We start from the raw sequence: 14,431 nt of genomic DNA, 5'->3' as shown, positions 1-14,431 counted from the left end.
GACGGTTATTGTTGTGCGAGCTGATGACGACGATATTCACCCTGCCGCTCCAGCATCCAGCCCGGGTATTCGCGTGGCAGCGCGCTGACGGCATCAAGCTGTTTAAGCTCGTCTTCGCTTAAACGGATCCCGGTGGCGGCAATGTTGTCGTCCAGCTGGTCGACACGTTTGGCACCAATAATGACGCTGGTTACGGCCTTCTGATGCAGCAACCACGCCAGCGCAATTTGCGCCACAGAGACACCTTTGCGCTCGGCCAGGGTGCGCATCACATCCACGCAATCGAAAGCACGCTCTTTATTCACCGGCGGGAAGTCAAATTCCAGGCGGCGACCGCCGGATTCACTCTGCCCGTCACGGCCATATTTTCCGCTAAGCAGACCGCCTGCCAGTGGGCTCCAGACCATCAACCCGACGCCTTCACTCTGCATCATCGGTATCAGTTCACGCTCAAGATCGCGCCCGGCGATGGTGTAATACGCCTGCAGCGAAGCAAAACGCGCCAGTCCAAGGCGTTCGGAAATGCCCAGCGCTTTGGCAATCTGCCACGCCGCCCAGTTAGAGACGCCGATATAACGCACGTGCCCATGCTGCACCAGGTTATCCAGCGCGTAGAGCATCTCTTCGACCGGGGTTGCCGGGTCAAAACCGTGGAGCTGATACAGATCGATATGATCAAGCTGCAGACGGCGCAGGCTCTCTTTGACGCTACTGATGATGTGATAGCGCGAACTGCCGCGGGAGTTCACCCCGGCCGTGCCCGTTTCGCCAAACACTTTGGTGGCAACCACCACGTTTTCGCGCGGAATTTTCAGGTTCTTCAGCGCTTGGCCGGTGATTTCCTCCGAGCGCCCTTCCGAATACACATCCGCGGTATCGATGAAATTAATTCCGGCATCCAGTGCACGGCCCACCAGCTGCTCGGCTTCACTTTGCTGCAGCTGACCAATCTTGCCCCACATGCCGCCTTCTCCGCCGAAGGTCATGGTGCCAAGGCACAGTTCAGACACAAACAGACCGGTATTGCCCAGTTTTTGATAACGCATAAGATAATCCTCGCATGTCGTTCGATGGGTACCCGATAGTTATACCCGCCCCATAGCCATCGCGAATGTGGTGTTCCTGTCCGTTTCTTGCCCAATCCTCTGAATCTTATCCGCGCGGAGCCTCACCAAAGACCTTGTAATCCGGTAATTGCACCTGCTGATACGGCTCCCAGCCGCCGCCCAGCGCTTTGTAGAGCGCCACCAGATCGAGAGCGCTTTGTACCTGCGCCTGCGCGCGTTGCTGCTGCGCCTGCGCCAGCTGCCGCTGGGCATCCAGCACGTCAATAAAGCTGGCGATCCCCTGCCGGTAGCTGTCGCTTGCCAAATCAAACGCGTTTTGCAACGCATCGATGGTTTTAGCAAGGCCGGCTTCACGCTGCTGATCGGTGCGGTAGCTCACCAGCGCATTCTCTACGTCCCCGAGCGCGGTGAGCACCGTCTGGCGGTAGTCGAGCACTGCCGCGCCCTGCTGCGCACGCGCCACCTTCACGCTCGAGACCAGTCTTCCGCCCTGGAAAATCGGTATCGAGACCTGCGGGCCGAAGCTGTAGAAGTGGCTGCTCCAGTCCGTCAGCCAGTTGGTTTCGCTGTTTCGCAGGCCGAACTGCCCGGAGAGGGTAAAGCTCGGGAACAGCTGCGCCACGGAAACGCCAATTTGCGCCGTGGCGGCGTGGAGATTGGCTTCCGCCTCGCGCACGTCAGGACGACGACGGGCCAGCGTAGAGGGGATACCCGTTTGTACGATATCCGGCAGGGCGGGCATCGGCTGCGCCGACTGCAGCTCCGCATCCAGCGCCCCCGGCGGCTTGCCGAGTAAAATCGCGAGGCCATTCATTGCCTGCCGTGCCTGGGCCTGATACTGAGGAAGCTGCGCTTCGAGGTTCCCCAACTGGGCACGCGCGTTTTCAACGTCCATCTGCGGCGACAGCCCGCCCCGCTGGCGGCTTTCGGTGAGTTCCAGGGTTTGTTGCGCGCTCTTAATCTGGGTGTTCAGCGTGGCAATGATGCTCTGCGCCCCCCGCAGCTGCAGCCATGCGCGCGCCACTTCCGCCTCCAGCGACACCAGCGCGTCGTTACGCTGCTCTATCGCCGCTTTCTGCTGCGCTTCGGCAGCCTCTACCTGTCGGCGCACCTTGCCCCACAGGTCGATTTCCCACTGTGCGTCGAAGCTCCCCTGGTAAAGATTGATCGGCTGCGTCAGCGGTCCTAGCGCGCCCCTGAGTTCAGGATCCACGTTATCAAGCTGGTCGTACACGCCGTGGGATTTCAGCTCTCCCTCCAGCCCAAGCTGCTGGCGCGTGGCCTGCAGATTACCGTTTACGGAAGGGTAAAACGCCCCACCCGCCTGGTTAATCTGTTCGCGCGCCCCGGCAATACGCAATACCGTCTGCTGCAGGGATAAATTTCCCGCGATCGCGCGCTCTATCAGGCTGTCCAGCTGCGGTGAACCGAAGGTTTTCCACCAGCGTGGGTTGGTTGCCGTCGAGGCCGTTTTTGACTTCACGCCGCTGTCACCCGGGTCGTTCCAGTGTGTCGGGGTCTGCGACGCCGGCGGCTGGTAATCCGGCCCCACGGCACAGCCTGCCAGCAGCATGATCATCAGGGGGGTTAAACGTCTGTGTATCATCAATGTGCTCCTGCACTCCCCTCGCTCTTAACCGGCGAGAGCAACAAACAAAACGGAATCAGTAACATGGCTACCACGCTCAGAATGGTGAACACGTCGATATACGCCAGGAAGCGCGACTGCTCGATCATGGTCTGGTACATGCGCCCGGTGGCGATACCGGTAGGGTCCCCGACCTGAGTGGTGAAGTTCTGGATCGCCTGTGCGCTTTCGCGTATCGCCAGCTGGAACTGTTCATTAAACGGTGACGCGTGATAGGCCAGATGCGCGCTGTGCGCCTGGGAACGTTCGGTAATGGCCGCCGTAGAAAGCGAGATGCCAATTGAGCCCGCCACGTTGCGGAACATGGTGAACAGCGCCGCCGCATCGGCGTTCAGCCGCCTCGGTATCGAAATAAAAGCAATGGTGGTGAGAGGAACAAACAGGAACCCAAGCCCTATCGACTGGGCGCTGCGGAACAGCACCAGCGTTTCGAAATCGATATCCGGGGTCAGCGTACGTGACCAGAAGAACGACACCGCCAGGCAGGTAAAACCGAAAGCGATAATCCAGCGCGTCTGCACCACCGGCATCAGCTTCAGCACCAGCGGGATAGTCAATACGATCAACACGGCGCCCGGCGAAAGGACCAGCCCGGACCAGGTGGCGGTGTAGCCCAGGTCCTGCTGTGCAAGCTGCGGAATCACCACCGAACTGCCGTACAGAATCATCGCCATGCCCGCCATCAGCAGGCTGGAGATGGCGAAGTTGCGATCTTTCATGCAGTGCAGATCTACCACCGGTTTTTTGGCATACACCAGCCAGTAAATCGCACCAATAATGCCGATGAGCGTCAGTACGGCGAAGGTGCGAATAAAGTTCGAATAAAACCAGTCCTCATCTTCTCCCCGGTCGAGCATCACCTGCAGGCAGCCCAGCCCCAGCGCGATCAGGCCGATCCCCGTCCAGTCGATAGACAGCTTCTCTTTCGATTTGCTTTCCCATGGCGGGTCTTCCAGCAGCTGGTAGATCGCCAGCACCGTTACAATCCCCACCGGAATGTTGATGAAGAAAACCCAACGCCAGGAGTAGTTATCGGTGATCCAGCCGCCCAGCGTCGGGCCAAGTACCGGCGCAACGATGATGGCGATTGACGACAGGCCAAACGCTTTACCCCGGTCCTCGGGTTTAAAGTAGTCGAGCAGCACCGACTGCTGCGTGGGCTGCAGCCCGCCGCCGAAAAAGCCCTGCATTACGCGAAAGAGAATGATTTGCCACAGCTCGGTGGCGATCCCGCACAGGAACGAACAGACGGTGAACATCACGATGCAGATGAGGAAGAACTGTTTGCGGCCAAAAACCCGGCTCAGGAAAGCCGATATCGGCAGCACTATGCCGTTTGCCACCAGGTAGCTGGTCAATACCCAGGTGGATTCGTCGTAGCTGGACGAGAGCGACCCGGCCACATGCGGGAGCGCCACGTTAACGATAGTGGTGTCGAGGATCTCCATAAACACCGCCAGCGTGACCACAATCGCCACCGCCCACGGATTACTGGCGGGTCGCCAGTTGTCGTGGCTGTGATCCGTCATTCCACTGTCACCTTCGATGCAACCGACAGCCCAAGCGGCAACGGTTTGTTGGGATCCAGCCCTTTATCAATCACGATCTTCACCGGCACGCGCTGAACGATTTTGACAAAGTTACCGGTAGCGTTTTCCGACGGGAAGGCGGAGAAGCGCGAGCCGCTGCCCTGTTGAATACTGTCGACATGGCCTTCGAGCGCCATATCCGGCCAGGCATCTACGGACACCTCGACCTTATCGCCCGGCTTCATGCGTTCGAGCTGCGACTCTTTAAAGTTCGCCACCACCCACACATTCGGAGAGACCAGTGAAAACAGCGCGGTACCCGCCTGCACCAGGGTGCCGGGCTGGACGTTGCGTTTAGTGACAAAACCGTCAAACGGGGCGCGGACTTCGGTGTAAGAGAGGTTCAGCGTCGCGGTTTCCAGCTGCGCTTTGGCCTGATCGACCTGGCGCTGACGCGCTTCCACATTGGTTTCCTGCTGGCGGATCTGCAGCTGTACCTGCTCCGCCACTTCAAGCTGCGCCTGCGCACTTGCCAGGCCCGCCTGGGCACTGCGCAGCTGGGCATTGGCGGTATCAATACTTTGCTGGGTGGTCGCTCGCGGGTCAACGCCTCGCTGGCGGCGATACTCCGCCTGCGCATTGGCCAGATCGGCCTGCGCTTTAATCACCTGCGCTTTAGCTTCATCACGCTGAGCGGGATACTGGACTTTTGACAGCGCCAGCTGCGCCTGAGCCTGATGCAGCTGGGCTATCGCCAGCCCAAGCTGGGCCTGCGCCTGATCGCGCTGGGCGGTGGTATCACGCGGATCGATAACCACCAGCAGGTCACCCTTTTTCACCCGCTGGTTATCGCGCACGCGCAGCTCGGTGACATAGCCTGCCGTTTTCGGGGCAATCGTCACCACATCACCGTCGGTAAAGGCGTCGTCAGTGGTCTCTTCGTTACGGGTTAAAAACCACCAGACCAGCGCCACGATAACCATCACCACCACGACAATGCCAAGGATGATTAACGGTTTTTTGCCCGGGCGCTTACGCTGTTTAGTGTTGTTTTCCTGCTCGTCAGCAGGCAGGTTTTGATCTTCAGCCATAGGTCAGCAACAGTCCTGTCAGTGAGCGGCATCACACTATGCCGTTCACTAAAGCTAGGACGTTGCTATACGTTTGCCAGGAAAAACTGACAAATTGCGCACTATATGAGAAGGAAAATTCCGAAACCGATCGCCGCGGCCCAAATCAGCATCGGGATCGACCAGACATGGAAACGCCACCAGATACGACGATCGTTAGCCATACGCAGGGCAATTAGGTTAGCAAGCGAACCGGGCAGCAGCCCAAACCCGCCGATATTCACCGCCCACGCCAGCAGCGTATCAGGGGGAACGTAGTTGAGGAGTAAAATGGTGGAAGGCACGTTGCTGATGAACTGTGACAGACCAATCGCCGTGAGCCACAATCCCGGCTGCGACAGGCCACTGACGCTGTGCAGAACGTGTTGCAGTACCGGAAGCTGGATAAGCAGATGCACATCAATAAACATCACCATAAAGACCAGCAATAACGTCCAGTCCACGCTGATCAGCACGCGCCGCGCCAGGAATAAAAAACCGGCGGCGACGAGCAGTACGCCCGCCAGTTCATACTTCAGTTCCAGCGCGAACAGGAAAACGATGTACAGCGCCAGACAACTCCACACCAGACGCGGCTGCCACTGCGGGCCCGTGGTACCGCTGTGGTACTGCAGTTTTTTAACCGGGAACGCGAACCAGCAGACCGCCAGCAGCGACACCATCATCACCAGCGCCAGCGGAGCCATCTGCCAGGTAAAAGCGGCAAAAGACAGCCCGGAGCGTCCCCACAGGAGAATATTTTGTGGGTTGCCGATAGGGGTCAGAAGCGAACCGGCGTTAACGGCCAGCGCCTCGAAAATGATCAGCCGGCTAACCGGGATCTCGCAGAGCTTACGCAACGTGAGCGTGAGTGGCACGATGATAAACAGCGCCACGTCGTTGGTCAGAAACGTCGACAACACCGCAGCAGAGAACACCATAAACAGCGCCAGGCGGCGTTCAGTGGCAAAGCGGCGCACCATTTTACGTCCCAGGACGTCAAAATAGCCGCTCAACTCTACCCCTTTGGTGAGCATCATCAGGCCACTGAGGGTAATGATGGTGCGCCAGTCAATCACCGCAGGCCAAGTGTGTGGCGCAAACGGCACAAAGATGCTCAGTACTGCGCCAATGATGAATAAGAGATGGAAGAAACGATCGCGTGCCAGGGCCTGCAGTCCGGGGATGTTCATTCAGCGGAGGGACCATATTTAAGGGTAAATTCGCGAAACTTAACCAGCGTCTCTTCGCTGACGTGGTGTTCCATTCCTTCCGCGTCCCGGCGGGCAATTTCCGGGCTTACGCCCAGCACCAGTAAGAAGTTTTCGACGAGCTGGTGGCGCTCGCGACTCTCCTGGGCGAGTTTCTCCCCTTCCGGCGTCAGAAAGACGCCGCGCCAGGGGATCATTTCAATCAGGCCCACGGAGGCCAGACGTTTTAACATTTTTGCCACTGTCGGTTGGGAAACGCCCAGCCGTGCAGCCATATCCACCTGGCGCGCCTCCCCGACCTCGCGAATCAAATCGGAAATCAGTTCAACATAGTCATCAATCAGCTCACGACGGTGCGCTTCACGTACCTGGCGAAAACCTTCGACATGTTCTTCAACATTCACCAGTTGCGTCGTTTTTCTGATTGTTGGCTTACCTGCGCGACGGTTCATTGTACTTCCTCAGTGGGGTGACGCTTCCAGCGCCCGGTATCGAGAGCGCACATTGTAAACCATCCCTCTACAAGCACAAAAAATTAACGAAATAGCCATAGCTATACAATATAGCCTGTGCTATATCTGTATGTAATGCAGTCACCCTTCACGGATCGAAGGGATCAAAAATCAGGAGGTCTCATGAACGAATTCAAGAGGTGTATGAACGTGTTTACCCACTCCCCCTTTAAAGTACGCCTGATGCTGTTGAACATGCTGTGCGATATGTTTAACAACAAACCCCCGCATCAGGACGACAAACCCTCCCACTAAGCGGCGTTGCGGTACGCCGCTTCATTTTTCCGTCACAAACCCTCTGTACACTGGCTTTTAGCCGCCCTATTCCAGATCTTTTTTACGGATTTGCAATCCCCTTCGCAAAACATCTGCTTAGCAACTGTTGCTATTATTTAGCGCTCGCACTATCTTCTTGCAGCCCTGCACAATTTGCGGCTCGCTGAAGCGGACCCTCATTCCCTCTCCACGCACTGTCAGGCAGGTTATGACCCTTGACGCCAGGGTGAGCACATGGCGTTTTTATCCATGATAGTGACCTATGAATTTAACCCTGATAGACACCGTTGTTACCCGTAGCCGGGCCTTAAGCCCGTGGACGGGATTTTACTTTTTGCAGTCATTACTGATTAACTTTGCGCTTGGCTATCCCTTTAGCCTGCTCTATGCCGTGGCCTTTACCTGCATATTGCATGTGCTGTGGCGTACGGCTCCGCGCGCGCAAAAAACGTTAGTCGGAATCTGTTCTCTGGTCGCTGCACTCTATTTCCCGTTTGGTCAGGCTTACGGCTCGCCGAACTTTAATACCCTGCTGGCGCTGCACTCGACCAATATGGAAGAGTCGACAGAGATCCTGACGATCTTCCCCTGGTACAGCTACGTGGTCGGCCTCTTTATCTTTGCCCTTGGCGTGATAGCCGTTCGCCGTAAAGCGGAAGAGAAAAAAACGTGGGGAAAAATTGAGCACCTGTGCCTGGCGTTCAGCGTGGTGGCGTTCTTTGTCGCACCAGTACAAAACCTGGCCTGGGGTGGGGTGTTCAAGCTGAAGGATACCGGCTATCCGGTGTTCCGATTTGTGAAAGACGTCGTCGTTAACAATAAAGAGGTGCTCGACGAACAGGCACGTATGGCTGAGCTTTCAAATATGAAAGACACCTGGAACGTGCTGGCCGTGAAGCCCAAATATCACACCTATGTGGTGGTGATTGGTGAAAGTGCACGTCGCGACGCCATGGGAGCCTTTGGCGGACACTGGGACAACACGCCGTTCGCCAGTTCGGTCAAAGGCACCCTGTTTACCGATTATGTTGCGGCCAGCGGCTCAACGCAGAAATCTCTCGGCCTGACGCTGAACCGGGTGGTCGACGACAAACCCCAGTTTCAGGATAACTTTGTTACCCTGGCGAACCGCGCAGGTTTCCAGACCTGGTGGTTCTCCAATCAGGGGCAAATTGGCGAATACGATACGGCCATTGCCAGTATCGCCAGACGCGCCGACGAAGTGCAGTTCCTGAAGAACGGTGATTTTGAAGCGGACAAGAATACGAAAGATGAAGCGTTGCTGAAAATGACGGCGCAGGTCTTTGCCTCTCCGCGTACCCAGCCGCAGCTGATTGTTCTGCACCTGATGGGGTCTCACCCACAGGCCTGCGATCGGACCGGCGGTAAATACGCAGAGTTTGTGCAATCCAAAGAGACCTCATGCTATCTCTACACCATGACGCAAACCGACGACCTGCTGAGCAAGCTGTACGATCAGTTACGCAATACGGGTGACAGTTTCTCGATGGTCTACTTCTCGGATCACGGGCTGGCGTTTAAAGAGCGCGGTAAAGAGGTGCAGTATCTGGCGCACGACGATAAGTTCCAGCAGAACTTCCAGGTACCGTTTATGGTTGTGTCGAGTGATGATAAAACGCATCGCATTATTAAAGCGCGGCGTTCGGCCAATGATTTCCTGACCTTCTTCTCGCAGTGGACGGGGATTTCGGCACAGCAGATAAAAAATGCGTACCCGTTTGTCTCTAACAAGAAGGCTCCCCCAGTTTACATTACCAACTTCAAGTTACAGAAAGTTGACTATAACCATCTGGGAACCGATATCTTCGATATTAAGAGTAAATAATCCGGACAATCTGCTACCCTCTCCTGCAAGGCGAGGGATTAACGTAAAAAAAAATCCGCCACATTGGGCGGATTTTTTACTGGCTCACCGAAGTGATTAGAAGCGGTAACCTACGCCCGCGATCCAGGTGCCAACGTCAACGTTGCGGATACGGCTCTGCTCATAAGAGAAGTCCAGAGCGACGTCCTGGATTGGGTTGAACTGCAGACCCGCGCCATAGGAGAAGCCGTAGTCGCTGTTGCTTGCAGTGCGGTTCAGACCCTGGTTTTCGGTCTGCTGGAATTTACCGTAGCCAACACCTACAACACCGTAGATGCTTGCCCAGTCGTTCAGACGGTAAGCTGGACCAGCGGTGATGCCGTAGTACTGGCCTTTGTTGTATGCGCCGTTTTCAGAACGATCTTTCTCGGTGTAGGTGAAAGAACCGATCACGCCCAGTGGGTTGTTATCCTGCTCGTAACGATACTTCAGGTTGAAACCGTTAGCTTTGTTCATCACGCCCTGCATATCGCTCTGAGCGTAACCACCAGTTACAGTAGAAGTAGCAGCTACAGCGGTACCTGCGGAAACAGCCAGTACAGCGGCCAGTGCTGAAAGACATGCAATTTTTTTCATAACCACCTCAAATGTGCTTCAAGTAAGTCCGTAAGTTTTAAATATATCAAAAAAATTTGCGAAACTCTTTGTGATTCGTGATGTCTAACTGAACCTTTCCTGTAACAGAACGTTTCCAGCGTCAGCTATCTCATTCAAATCACATACAATTTTCGCTATAAAACGCTCATACTGCGCGTCTGCGCCGTTACATTCATCCAGATTATTCCTAATCTGACAGGCGATAAATCCACCAGCGCTTAACCATTTTACGGAATTTACACGTTTTTTTTTCAACGGTCTCTCAACCGTTGCAGCTTATTTCCTTTACACTGCAACCTTTACTTCATTTGACATAAGTTGACAGGAGAAAGGATGCCTGGGTTATCCCGCTCGACGTCGGTCTGGTTGCCGGTTGTCGTCATACTCATCGCCATGTTGTCCATTCAAAGCGGTGCCTCGCTGGCTAAATCCCTCTTTCCGCTGGTCGGTGCGCCTGGGGTCACGGCCCTGCGTATTGCCCTCGGAACCGCGATCCTGGTGGTGATTTTCAAACCCTGGCGTTTACGCTTTAAAAAAGAACAACGCTTACCGCTGCTTTTTTACGGGCTGTCCCTGGGAGCGATGAACTACATGTTCTATCTCTCCATCCAGACAATTCCGTTGGGGATTGCCGTGGCACTGGAGTTTACTGGCCCGCTGGCGGTAGCGCTTTTCTCGTCCCGTCGTCCCGTTGACTTTATCTGGGTAATTTTAGCCGTTCTTGGCCTGTGGTTCCTGCTGCCGCTGGGTCAGAGCGTCTCAGAGATCGATCTCACGGGCGCGGCGCTGGCTCTGGGGGCGGGTGCCTGCTGGGCTATCTATATAGTGACCGGACAGCGCGCCGGGGAAGAGCATGGCCCGGCGACGGTGGCAATCGGTTCATTAATTGCCGCTATCATCTTTGTGCCGGTGGGTATGGCTCAGGCCACCGAGTCCATCTGGCAATGGTCAGTCATGCCCATCGGGCTGGCGGTCGCCATTCTTTCCACAGCACTCCCCTACTCTTTAGAGATGATAGCCCTGACGCGCCTGCCGACGCGCATTTTCGGCACGCTGATGAGCATGGAGCCCGCGCTCGCCGCCCTGTCAGGGATGGTCTTCCTGGGGGAAACCCTGACCTTCACCCAGACGCTGGCCCTGTGTTCGATTATCGCCGCCTCAATGGGCTCAACGCTAACGATGCGCCCGGAACCTAAAGTTGAGAAAATTGACCTCAATTAGCGCCCTATATTCTGCGTGGCTTTATAGCCATGCAGAATAAAGGCCAGTTTCCCGTTTAAAATATTTTTTTACATACTTTGCACTCTTAGTGAAATATTTCCCCCGCTGTCGATAACGTTTTCCTGAATTAGGATTGATCTGCATCAATTTTAAATAATCCCTTTAATTTCATACCATTGCAAACACAACGTCCTTCTCACTATTAAACTGATAGGCAGAGCCTCCCCGCAGGGAAAAAATCCGGTGCTATACTTAATCCCGCAATTACCTGGGACACAAACATCAAGAGGATATGAGATTATGAGTACCGCTAAACTGGTGAAAACGAAAGCGTCTAATCTGCTTTATACCCGTAACGATGTATCGGATAGCGACAAAAAAGCGACCATTGAGTTGCTGAATCGCCAGGTGATCCAGTTCATCGATCTTTCGCTGATCACCAAACAGGCCCACTGGAATATGCGCGGTGCAAATTTTATTGCCGTTCATGAAATGCTGGATGGCTTCCGCACAGCACTGGTTACCCACCTCGATACCATGGCCGAACGTGCCGTACAGTTAGGCGGTGTGGCACTGGGTACCACGCAGGTGATTAACAGCAAGACGCCACTGAAAAGTTATCCGCTGGATATCCATACCGTTCAGGATCACCTGAAAGAACTGGCAGACCGCTATGCAATAGTGGCTAATGATGTGCGTAAAGCTATCGGTGAAGCGAAAGACGAAGATACAGCCGATATCTTCACCGCCGCTTCCCGCGACCTGGACCAGTTCCTGTGGTTCATTGAGTCCAACATCGAATAATTCATAAGAATTTCCTATACAACCCTCGCCCTCCGGTGAGGGTTTTGCACATCTATGGTGCACGTTTTTGGCCTGAGACGCTGCAAAAGTGAAAAAATTGTAATAATCACCTCACACAACCGTTAACGGAAGATTGTTTTTTCGTCAGAATTTACGCTAAATAACGCTTCGTCTGTTGAGCCAAATGACGCGCACCAAAACGGTGCTCCACTTTGGTGCAATAAAAGTTCATTGCCCCGTTTTCTGTGCAATGCATGACATCATCCCCTTTGTAAAACAACAGCTTGTAAAGTTGGCACGATTTTTTCATTGTGCCACTCGTTCTCGCAGGGGATCGCCCCGTGGATATAAAAGGAAATGCTATGAAGTCTGTATTAAAAGTTTCACTGGCTGCACTTACCCTGGCTTTTGCGGTCTCTTCCCAGGCTGCCGACAAACTGGTTGTGGCGACCGACACGGCGTTCGTTCCGTTTGAATTCAAACAGGGTGATAAGTACGTTGGCTTTGATGTTGATCTGTGGGCTGCTATCGCAAAAGAACTCAAACTGGATTACACCCTGAAGCCAATGGACTTCAGCGGCATCATCCCGGCACTGCAAACGAAAAACGTTGATCTGGCCCTGGCCGGTATCACCATTACTGAAGAACGTAAAAAAGCGATCGACTTCTCTGACGGCTACTACAAAAGCGGCCTGCTGGTGATGGTGAAAGCCGATAATAACGATGTAAAAAGCGTGAAAGACCTCGACGGTAAAGTCGTCGCGGTGAAAGGCGGTACCGGTTCTGTTGATTACGCGAAAGCAAACATCAAAACCAAAGACCTGCGTCAGTTCCCGAACATCGATAACGCCTACATGGAGCTGGGTACCAACCGTGCTGACGCGGTGCTGCACGATACCCCTAACATCCTGTACTTCATCAAAACGGCGGGCAACGGCAAGTTCAAAGCCGTCGGTGATTCTCTGGAAGCCCAGCAGTACGGTATTGCGTTCCCGAAAGGCAGCGACGACCTGCGTACGAAAGTTAACGGCGCGCTGAAAACCCTGAAAGAGAACGGCACCTACAACGAAATCTATAAAAAATGGTTCGGTACCGAGCCTAAATAATAATTCTTAAAAATGACGTTCACTCGGGGGCGACCTTTCGCCCCTGCTATTTTAGAAACACGGTAACAGTAACAGGAAACTATCATGCAGTTTGACTGGAGCGCCATCTGGCCTGCCATTCCTATCTTGCTTGAAGGCGCTAAAATGACCCTGTGGATTTCGGTCCTCGGTCTGGTTGGTGGGTTGATTATCGGTCTTGTCGCCGGTTTCGCCCGCACCTACGGCGGCTGGATTGCAAACCACATCGCACTGGTTTTCATCGAAGTGATCCGCGGCACCCCAATTGTCGTTCAGGTCATGTTCATCTACTTCGCCCTGCCAATGGCTTTCACCGACCTGCGCATTGACCCGTTCAGCGCCGCTGTCGTGACCATTATGATCAACTCAGGTGCCTATATCGCGGAAATTACCCGTGGTGCGGTCCTGTCGATTCATAAAGGTTTCAGTGAAGCGGGTCTGGCGTTAGGCCTTTCTCGTCGCGAAACGATCCGCCACGTCATTCTGCCGTTGGCCCTGCGCCGCATGCTGCCACCGCTGGGGAACCAGTGGATCATCAGTATTAAGGATACGTCGCTGTTCATCGTTATCGGCGTTGCTGAGCTGACCCGTCAGGGCCAGGAGATCATTGCGGGCAACTTCCGTGCGCTGGAAATCTGGAGTGCGGTAGCCGTTGTCTACCTGATCATCACTCTGGTTCTGAGTTTCGTTCTGCGTCGTCTTGAAAGAAGGATGAAAATCCTGTGATTGAATTTAAAAACGTTTCCAAGCACTTTGGCCCAACCCAGGTGCTGCACAATATCGATCTGAACATCAAACAGGGTGAAGTGGTGGTCATTATCGGGCCATCCGGTTCCGGTAAATCGACCCTGCTGCGCTGCATCAACAAGCTGGAAGAGATCACCAGCGGCGATCTGATTGTCGATGGCCTGAAGGTGAATGACCCGAAAGTCGACGACCGTCTGATTCGTCAGGAAGCCGGCATGGTGTTCCAGCAGTTCTACCTGTTCCCGCACCTGACGGCGCTGGAAAACGTAATGTTTGGTCCACTGCGCGTACGTGGCGCCAGCAAAGCGGCGGCGGAAACGCTGGCTAAAGATCTGCTGGCTAAAGTCGGCCTCGCAGAACGTGCTCATCACTACCCCTCTGAGTTGTCCGGTGGACAGCAGCAGCGTGTGGCCATCGCCCGCGCACTGGCGGTAAAACCGAAGATGATGCTGTTTGATGAGCCAACCTCGGCGCTTGACCCGGAACTGCGTCACGAAGTGCTGAAAGTCATGCAGGATCTGGCTGAAGAAGGGATGACGATGGTTATCGTGACCCACGAAATCGGCTTTGCTGAGAAAGTGGCTTCCCGCCTGATCTTTATTGATAAGGGCCGTATCGCTGAAGACGGTAACCCACAAACGCTAATTGCCAATCCACCGAGCCAGCGCCTGCAGGAGTTCCTGCAGCACGTCTCCTGATAG

The 14,431-nt window shown here is 54.6% G+C and carries 14 protein-coding genes; 7 read left to right on the top strand and 7 right to left on the bottom strand.

Annotation, left to right across the window (positions count from 1 at the left end):
• Positions 1-5: 5 nt before the first annotated feature.
• The 6 genes from AC2FAP_RS01575 to mntR form a co-directional block, all read right to left on the bottom strand.
• Positions 6-1,046, bottom strand: a complete 1,041-nt coding sequence (locus AC2FAP_RS01575) for an aldo/keto reductase (protein ID WP_014169266.1) — start codon at positions 1,044-1,046, stop codon at positions 6-8.
• A 106-nt stretch (positions 1,047-1,152) separates the two neighbouring features.
• On the bottom strand, positions 1,153-2,673 hold the full coding sequence (locus tag AC2FAP_RS01570; RefSeq protein WP_025204620.1) for an efflux transporter outer membrane subunit: 1,521 nt from the start codon (positions 2,671-2,673) through the stop codon (positions 1,153-1,155).
• Positions 2,673-4,244 carry a DHA2 family efflux MFS transporter permease subunit gene (locus tag AC2FAP_RS01565; protein ID WP_014169264.1) on the bottom strand — a complete coding sequence of 524 codons (1,572 nt, stop codon included), beginning with the start codon at positions 4,242-4,244 and terminating at the stop codon, positions 2,673-2,675. Before AC2FAP_RS01565 ends, AC2FAP_RS01570 begins: the two co-directional genes overlap by 1 nt.
• Positions 4,241-5,335, bottom strand: coding sequence for an HlyD family secretion protein (locus AC2FAP_RS01560; protein ID WP_485452820.1), 1,095 nt, complete (start codon positions 5,333-5,335; stop codon positions 4,241-4,243). The genes AC2FAP_RS01565 and AC2FAP_RS01560 overlap by 4 nt, the downstream gene beginning before the upstream one ends.
• 101 nt (positions 5,336-5,436) lie before the next feature.
• Entirely contained in the window at positions 5,437-6,546 is a 1,110-nt protein-coding gene (locus AC2FAP_RS01555; RefSeq protein ID WP_020884907.1) for an anion transporter, read from the bottom strand.
• The gene (gene mntR, locus AC2FAP_RS01550) at positions 6,543-7,016 is read right to left on the bottom strand and encodes a manganese-binding transcriptional regulator MntR (protein ID WP_014169260.1); all 474 of its coding nucleotides are present in this window, start codon (positions 7,014-7,016) and stop codon (positions 6,543-6,545) included. The genes AC2FAP_RS01555 and mntR overlap by 4 nt, the downstream gene beginning before the upstream one ends.
• Positions 7,017-7,199: 183 nt before the next feature.
• Here mntR and mntS point away from each other — a divergent pair, with 183 nt between their 5' ends.
• Together mntS and AC2FAP_RS01540 are read left to right on the top strand one after the other, a co-directional pair.
• Positions 7,200-7,331, top strand: coding sequence for a manganase accumulation protein MntS (mntS, locus tag AC2FAP_RS01545; protein WP_020884908.1), 132 nt, complete (start codon positions 7,200-7,202; stop codon positions 7,329-7,331).
• Between the two features lie 283 nt (positions 7,332-7,614).
• Positions 7,615-9,198: a phosphoethanolamine transferase gene (locus AC2FAP_RS01540; RefSeq protein ID WP_025204621.1), complete on the top strand. Its 1,584-nt coding sequence runs from the start codon at positions 7,615-7,617 to the stop codon at positions 9,196-9,198.
• Between the two features lie 96 nt (positions 9,199-9,294).
• Here AC2FAP_RS01540 and ompX read toward each other — a convergent pair whose 3' ends face one another.
• Complete coding sequence (ompX, locus tag AC2FAP_RS01535) at positions 9,295-9,813, bottom strand: outer membrane protein OmpX (protein WP_020884910.1); 519 nt, start codon at positions 9,811-9,813, stop codon at positions 9,295-9,297.
• A 354-nt stretch (positions 9,814-10,167) separates the two neighbouring features.
• Between ompX and rhtA the strand changes: the two genes are divergently transcribed.
• The 5 genes from rhtA to glnQ all read left to right on the top strand — a co-directional run bounded on the left by rhtA (position 10,168) and on the right by glnQ (position 14,428).
• On the top strand, positions 10,168-11,055 hold the full coding sequence (rhtA, locus tag AC2FAP_RS01530) for a threonine/homoserine exporter RhtA (protein ID WP_410383866.1): 888 nt from the start codon (positions 10,168-10,170) through the stop codon (positions 11,053-11,055).
• A 300-nt stretch (positions 11,056-11,355) separates the two neighbouring features.
• Positions 11,356-11,859 (top strand): DNA starvation/stationary phase protection protein Dps, encoded by a 504-nt coding sequence (dps, locus tag AC2FAP_RS01525; protein ID WP_010428924.1) that lies wholly within the window; start codon positions 11,356-11,358, stop codon positions 11,857-11,859.
• A 362-nt stretch (positions 11,860-12,221) separates the two neighbouring features.
• On the top strand, positions 12,222-12,965 hold the full coding sequence (gene glnH, locus AC2FAP_RS01520; protein ID WP_014883108.1) for a glutamine ABC transporter substrate-binding protein GlnH: 744 nt from the start codon (positions 12,222-12,224) through the stop codon (positions 12,963-12,965).
• Between the two features lie 84 nt (positions 12,966-13,049).
• Positions 13,050-13,709 (top strand): glutamine ABC transporter permease GlnP, encoded by a 660-nt coding sequence (glnP, locus tag AC2FAP_RS01515; protein WP_014169254.1) that lies wholly within the window; start codon positions 13,050-13,052, stop codon positions 13,707-13,709.
• Complete coding sequence (gene glnQ / locus AC2FAP_RS01510) at positions 13,706-14,428, top strand: glutamine ABC transporter ATP-binding protein GlnQ (RefSeq protein WP_228175823.1); 723 nt, start codon at positions 13,706-13,708, stop codon at positions 14,426-14,428. Before glnP ends, glnQ begins: the two co-directional genes overlap by 4 nt.
• Positions 14,429-14,431 lie beyond the last annotated feature (3 nt).

Source organism: Enterobacter cloacae complex sp. 394I7 (assembly GCF_057320345.1).
Note: the sequence above shows the minus strand (reverse complement) of the source record. Positions and strands in the feature narration are given on the sequence as shown.

Bases quoted from the DNA above. Each gene is read 5' to 3' on its own strand.
- AC2FAP_RS01575 (WP_014169266.1), bottom strand. From the start codon at position 1,046: ATGCGTTATCAAAAACTGGGCAATACCGGTCTGTTTGTGTCTGAACTG.
- AC2FAP_RS01570 (WP_025204620.1), bottom strand. From the start codon at position 2,673: ATGATACACAGACGTTTAACCCCCCTGATGATCATGCTGCTGGCAGGC.
- AC2FAP_RS01565 (WP_014169264.1), bottom strand. From the start codon at position 4,244: ATGACGGATCACAGCCACGACAACTGGCGACCCGCCAGTAATCCGTGG.
- AC2FAP_RS01560 (WP_485452820.1), bottom strand. From the start codon at position 5,335: ATGGCTGAAGATCAAAACCTGCCTGCTGACGAGCAGGAAAACAACACT.
- AC2FAP_RS01555 (WP_020884907.1), bottom strand. From the start codon at position 6,546: ATGAACATCCCCGGACTGCAGGCCCTGGCACGCGATCGTTTCTTCCAT.
- mntR (WP_014169260.1), bottom strand. From the start codon at position 7,016: ATGAACCGTCGCGCAGGTAAGCCAACAATCAGAAAAACGACGCAACTG.
- mntS (WP_020884908.1), top strand. From the start codon at position 7,200: ATGAACGAATTCAAGAGGTGTATGAACGTGTTTACCCACTCCCCCTTT.
- AC2FAP_RS01540 (WP_025204621.1), top strand. From the start codon at position 7,615: ATGAATTTAACCCTGATAGACACCGTTGTTACCCGTAGCCGGGCCTTA.
- ompX (WP_020884910.1), bottom strand. From the start codon at position 9,813: ATGAAAAAAATTGCATGTCTTTCAGCACTGGCCGCTGTACTGGCTGTT.
- rhtA (WP_410383866.1), top strand. From the start codon at position 10,168: ATGCCTGGGTTATCCCGCTCGACGTCGGTCTGGTTGCCGGTTGTCGTC.
- dps (WP_010428924.1), top strand. From the start codon at position 11,356: ATGAGTACCGCTAAACTGGTGAAAACGAAAGCGTCTAATCTGCTTTAT.
- glnH (WP_014883108.1), top strand. From the start codon at position 12,222: ATGAAGTCTGTATTAAAAGTTTCACTGGCTGCACTTACCCTGGCTTTT.
- glnP (WP_014169254.1), top strand. From the start codon at position 13,050: ATGCAGTTTGACTGGAGCGCCATCTGGCCTGCCATTCCTATCTTGCTT.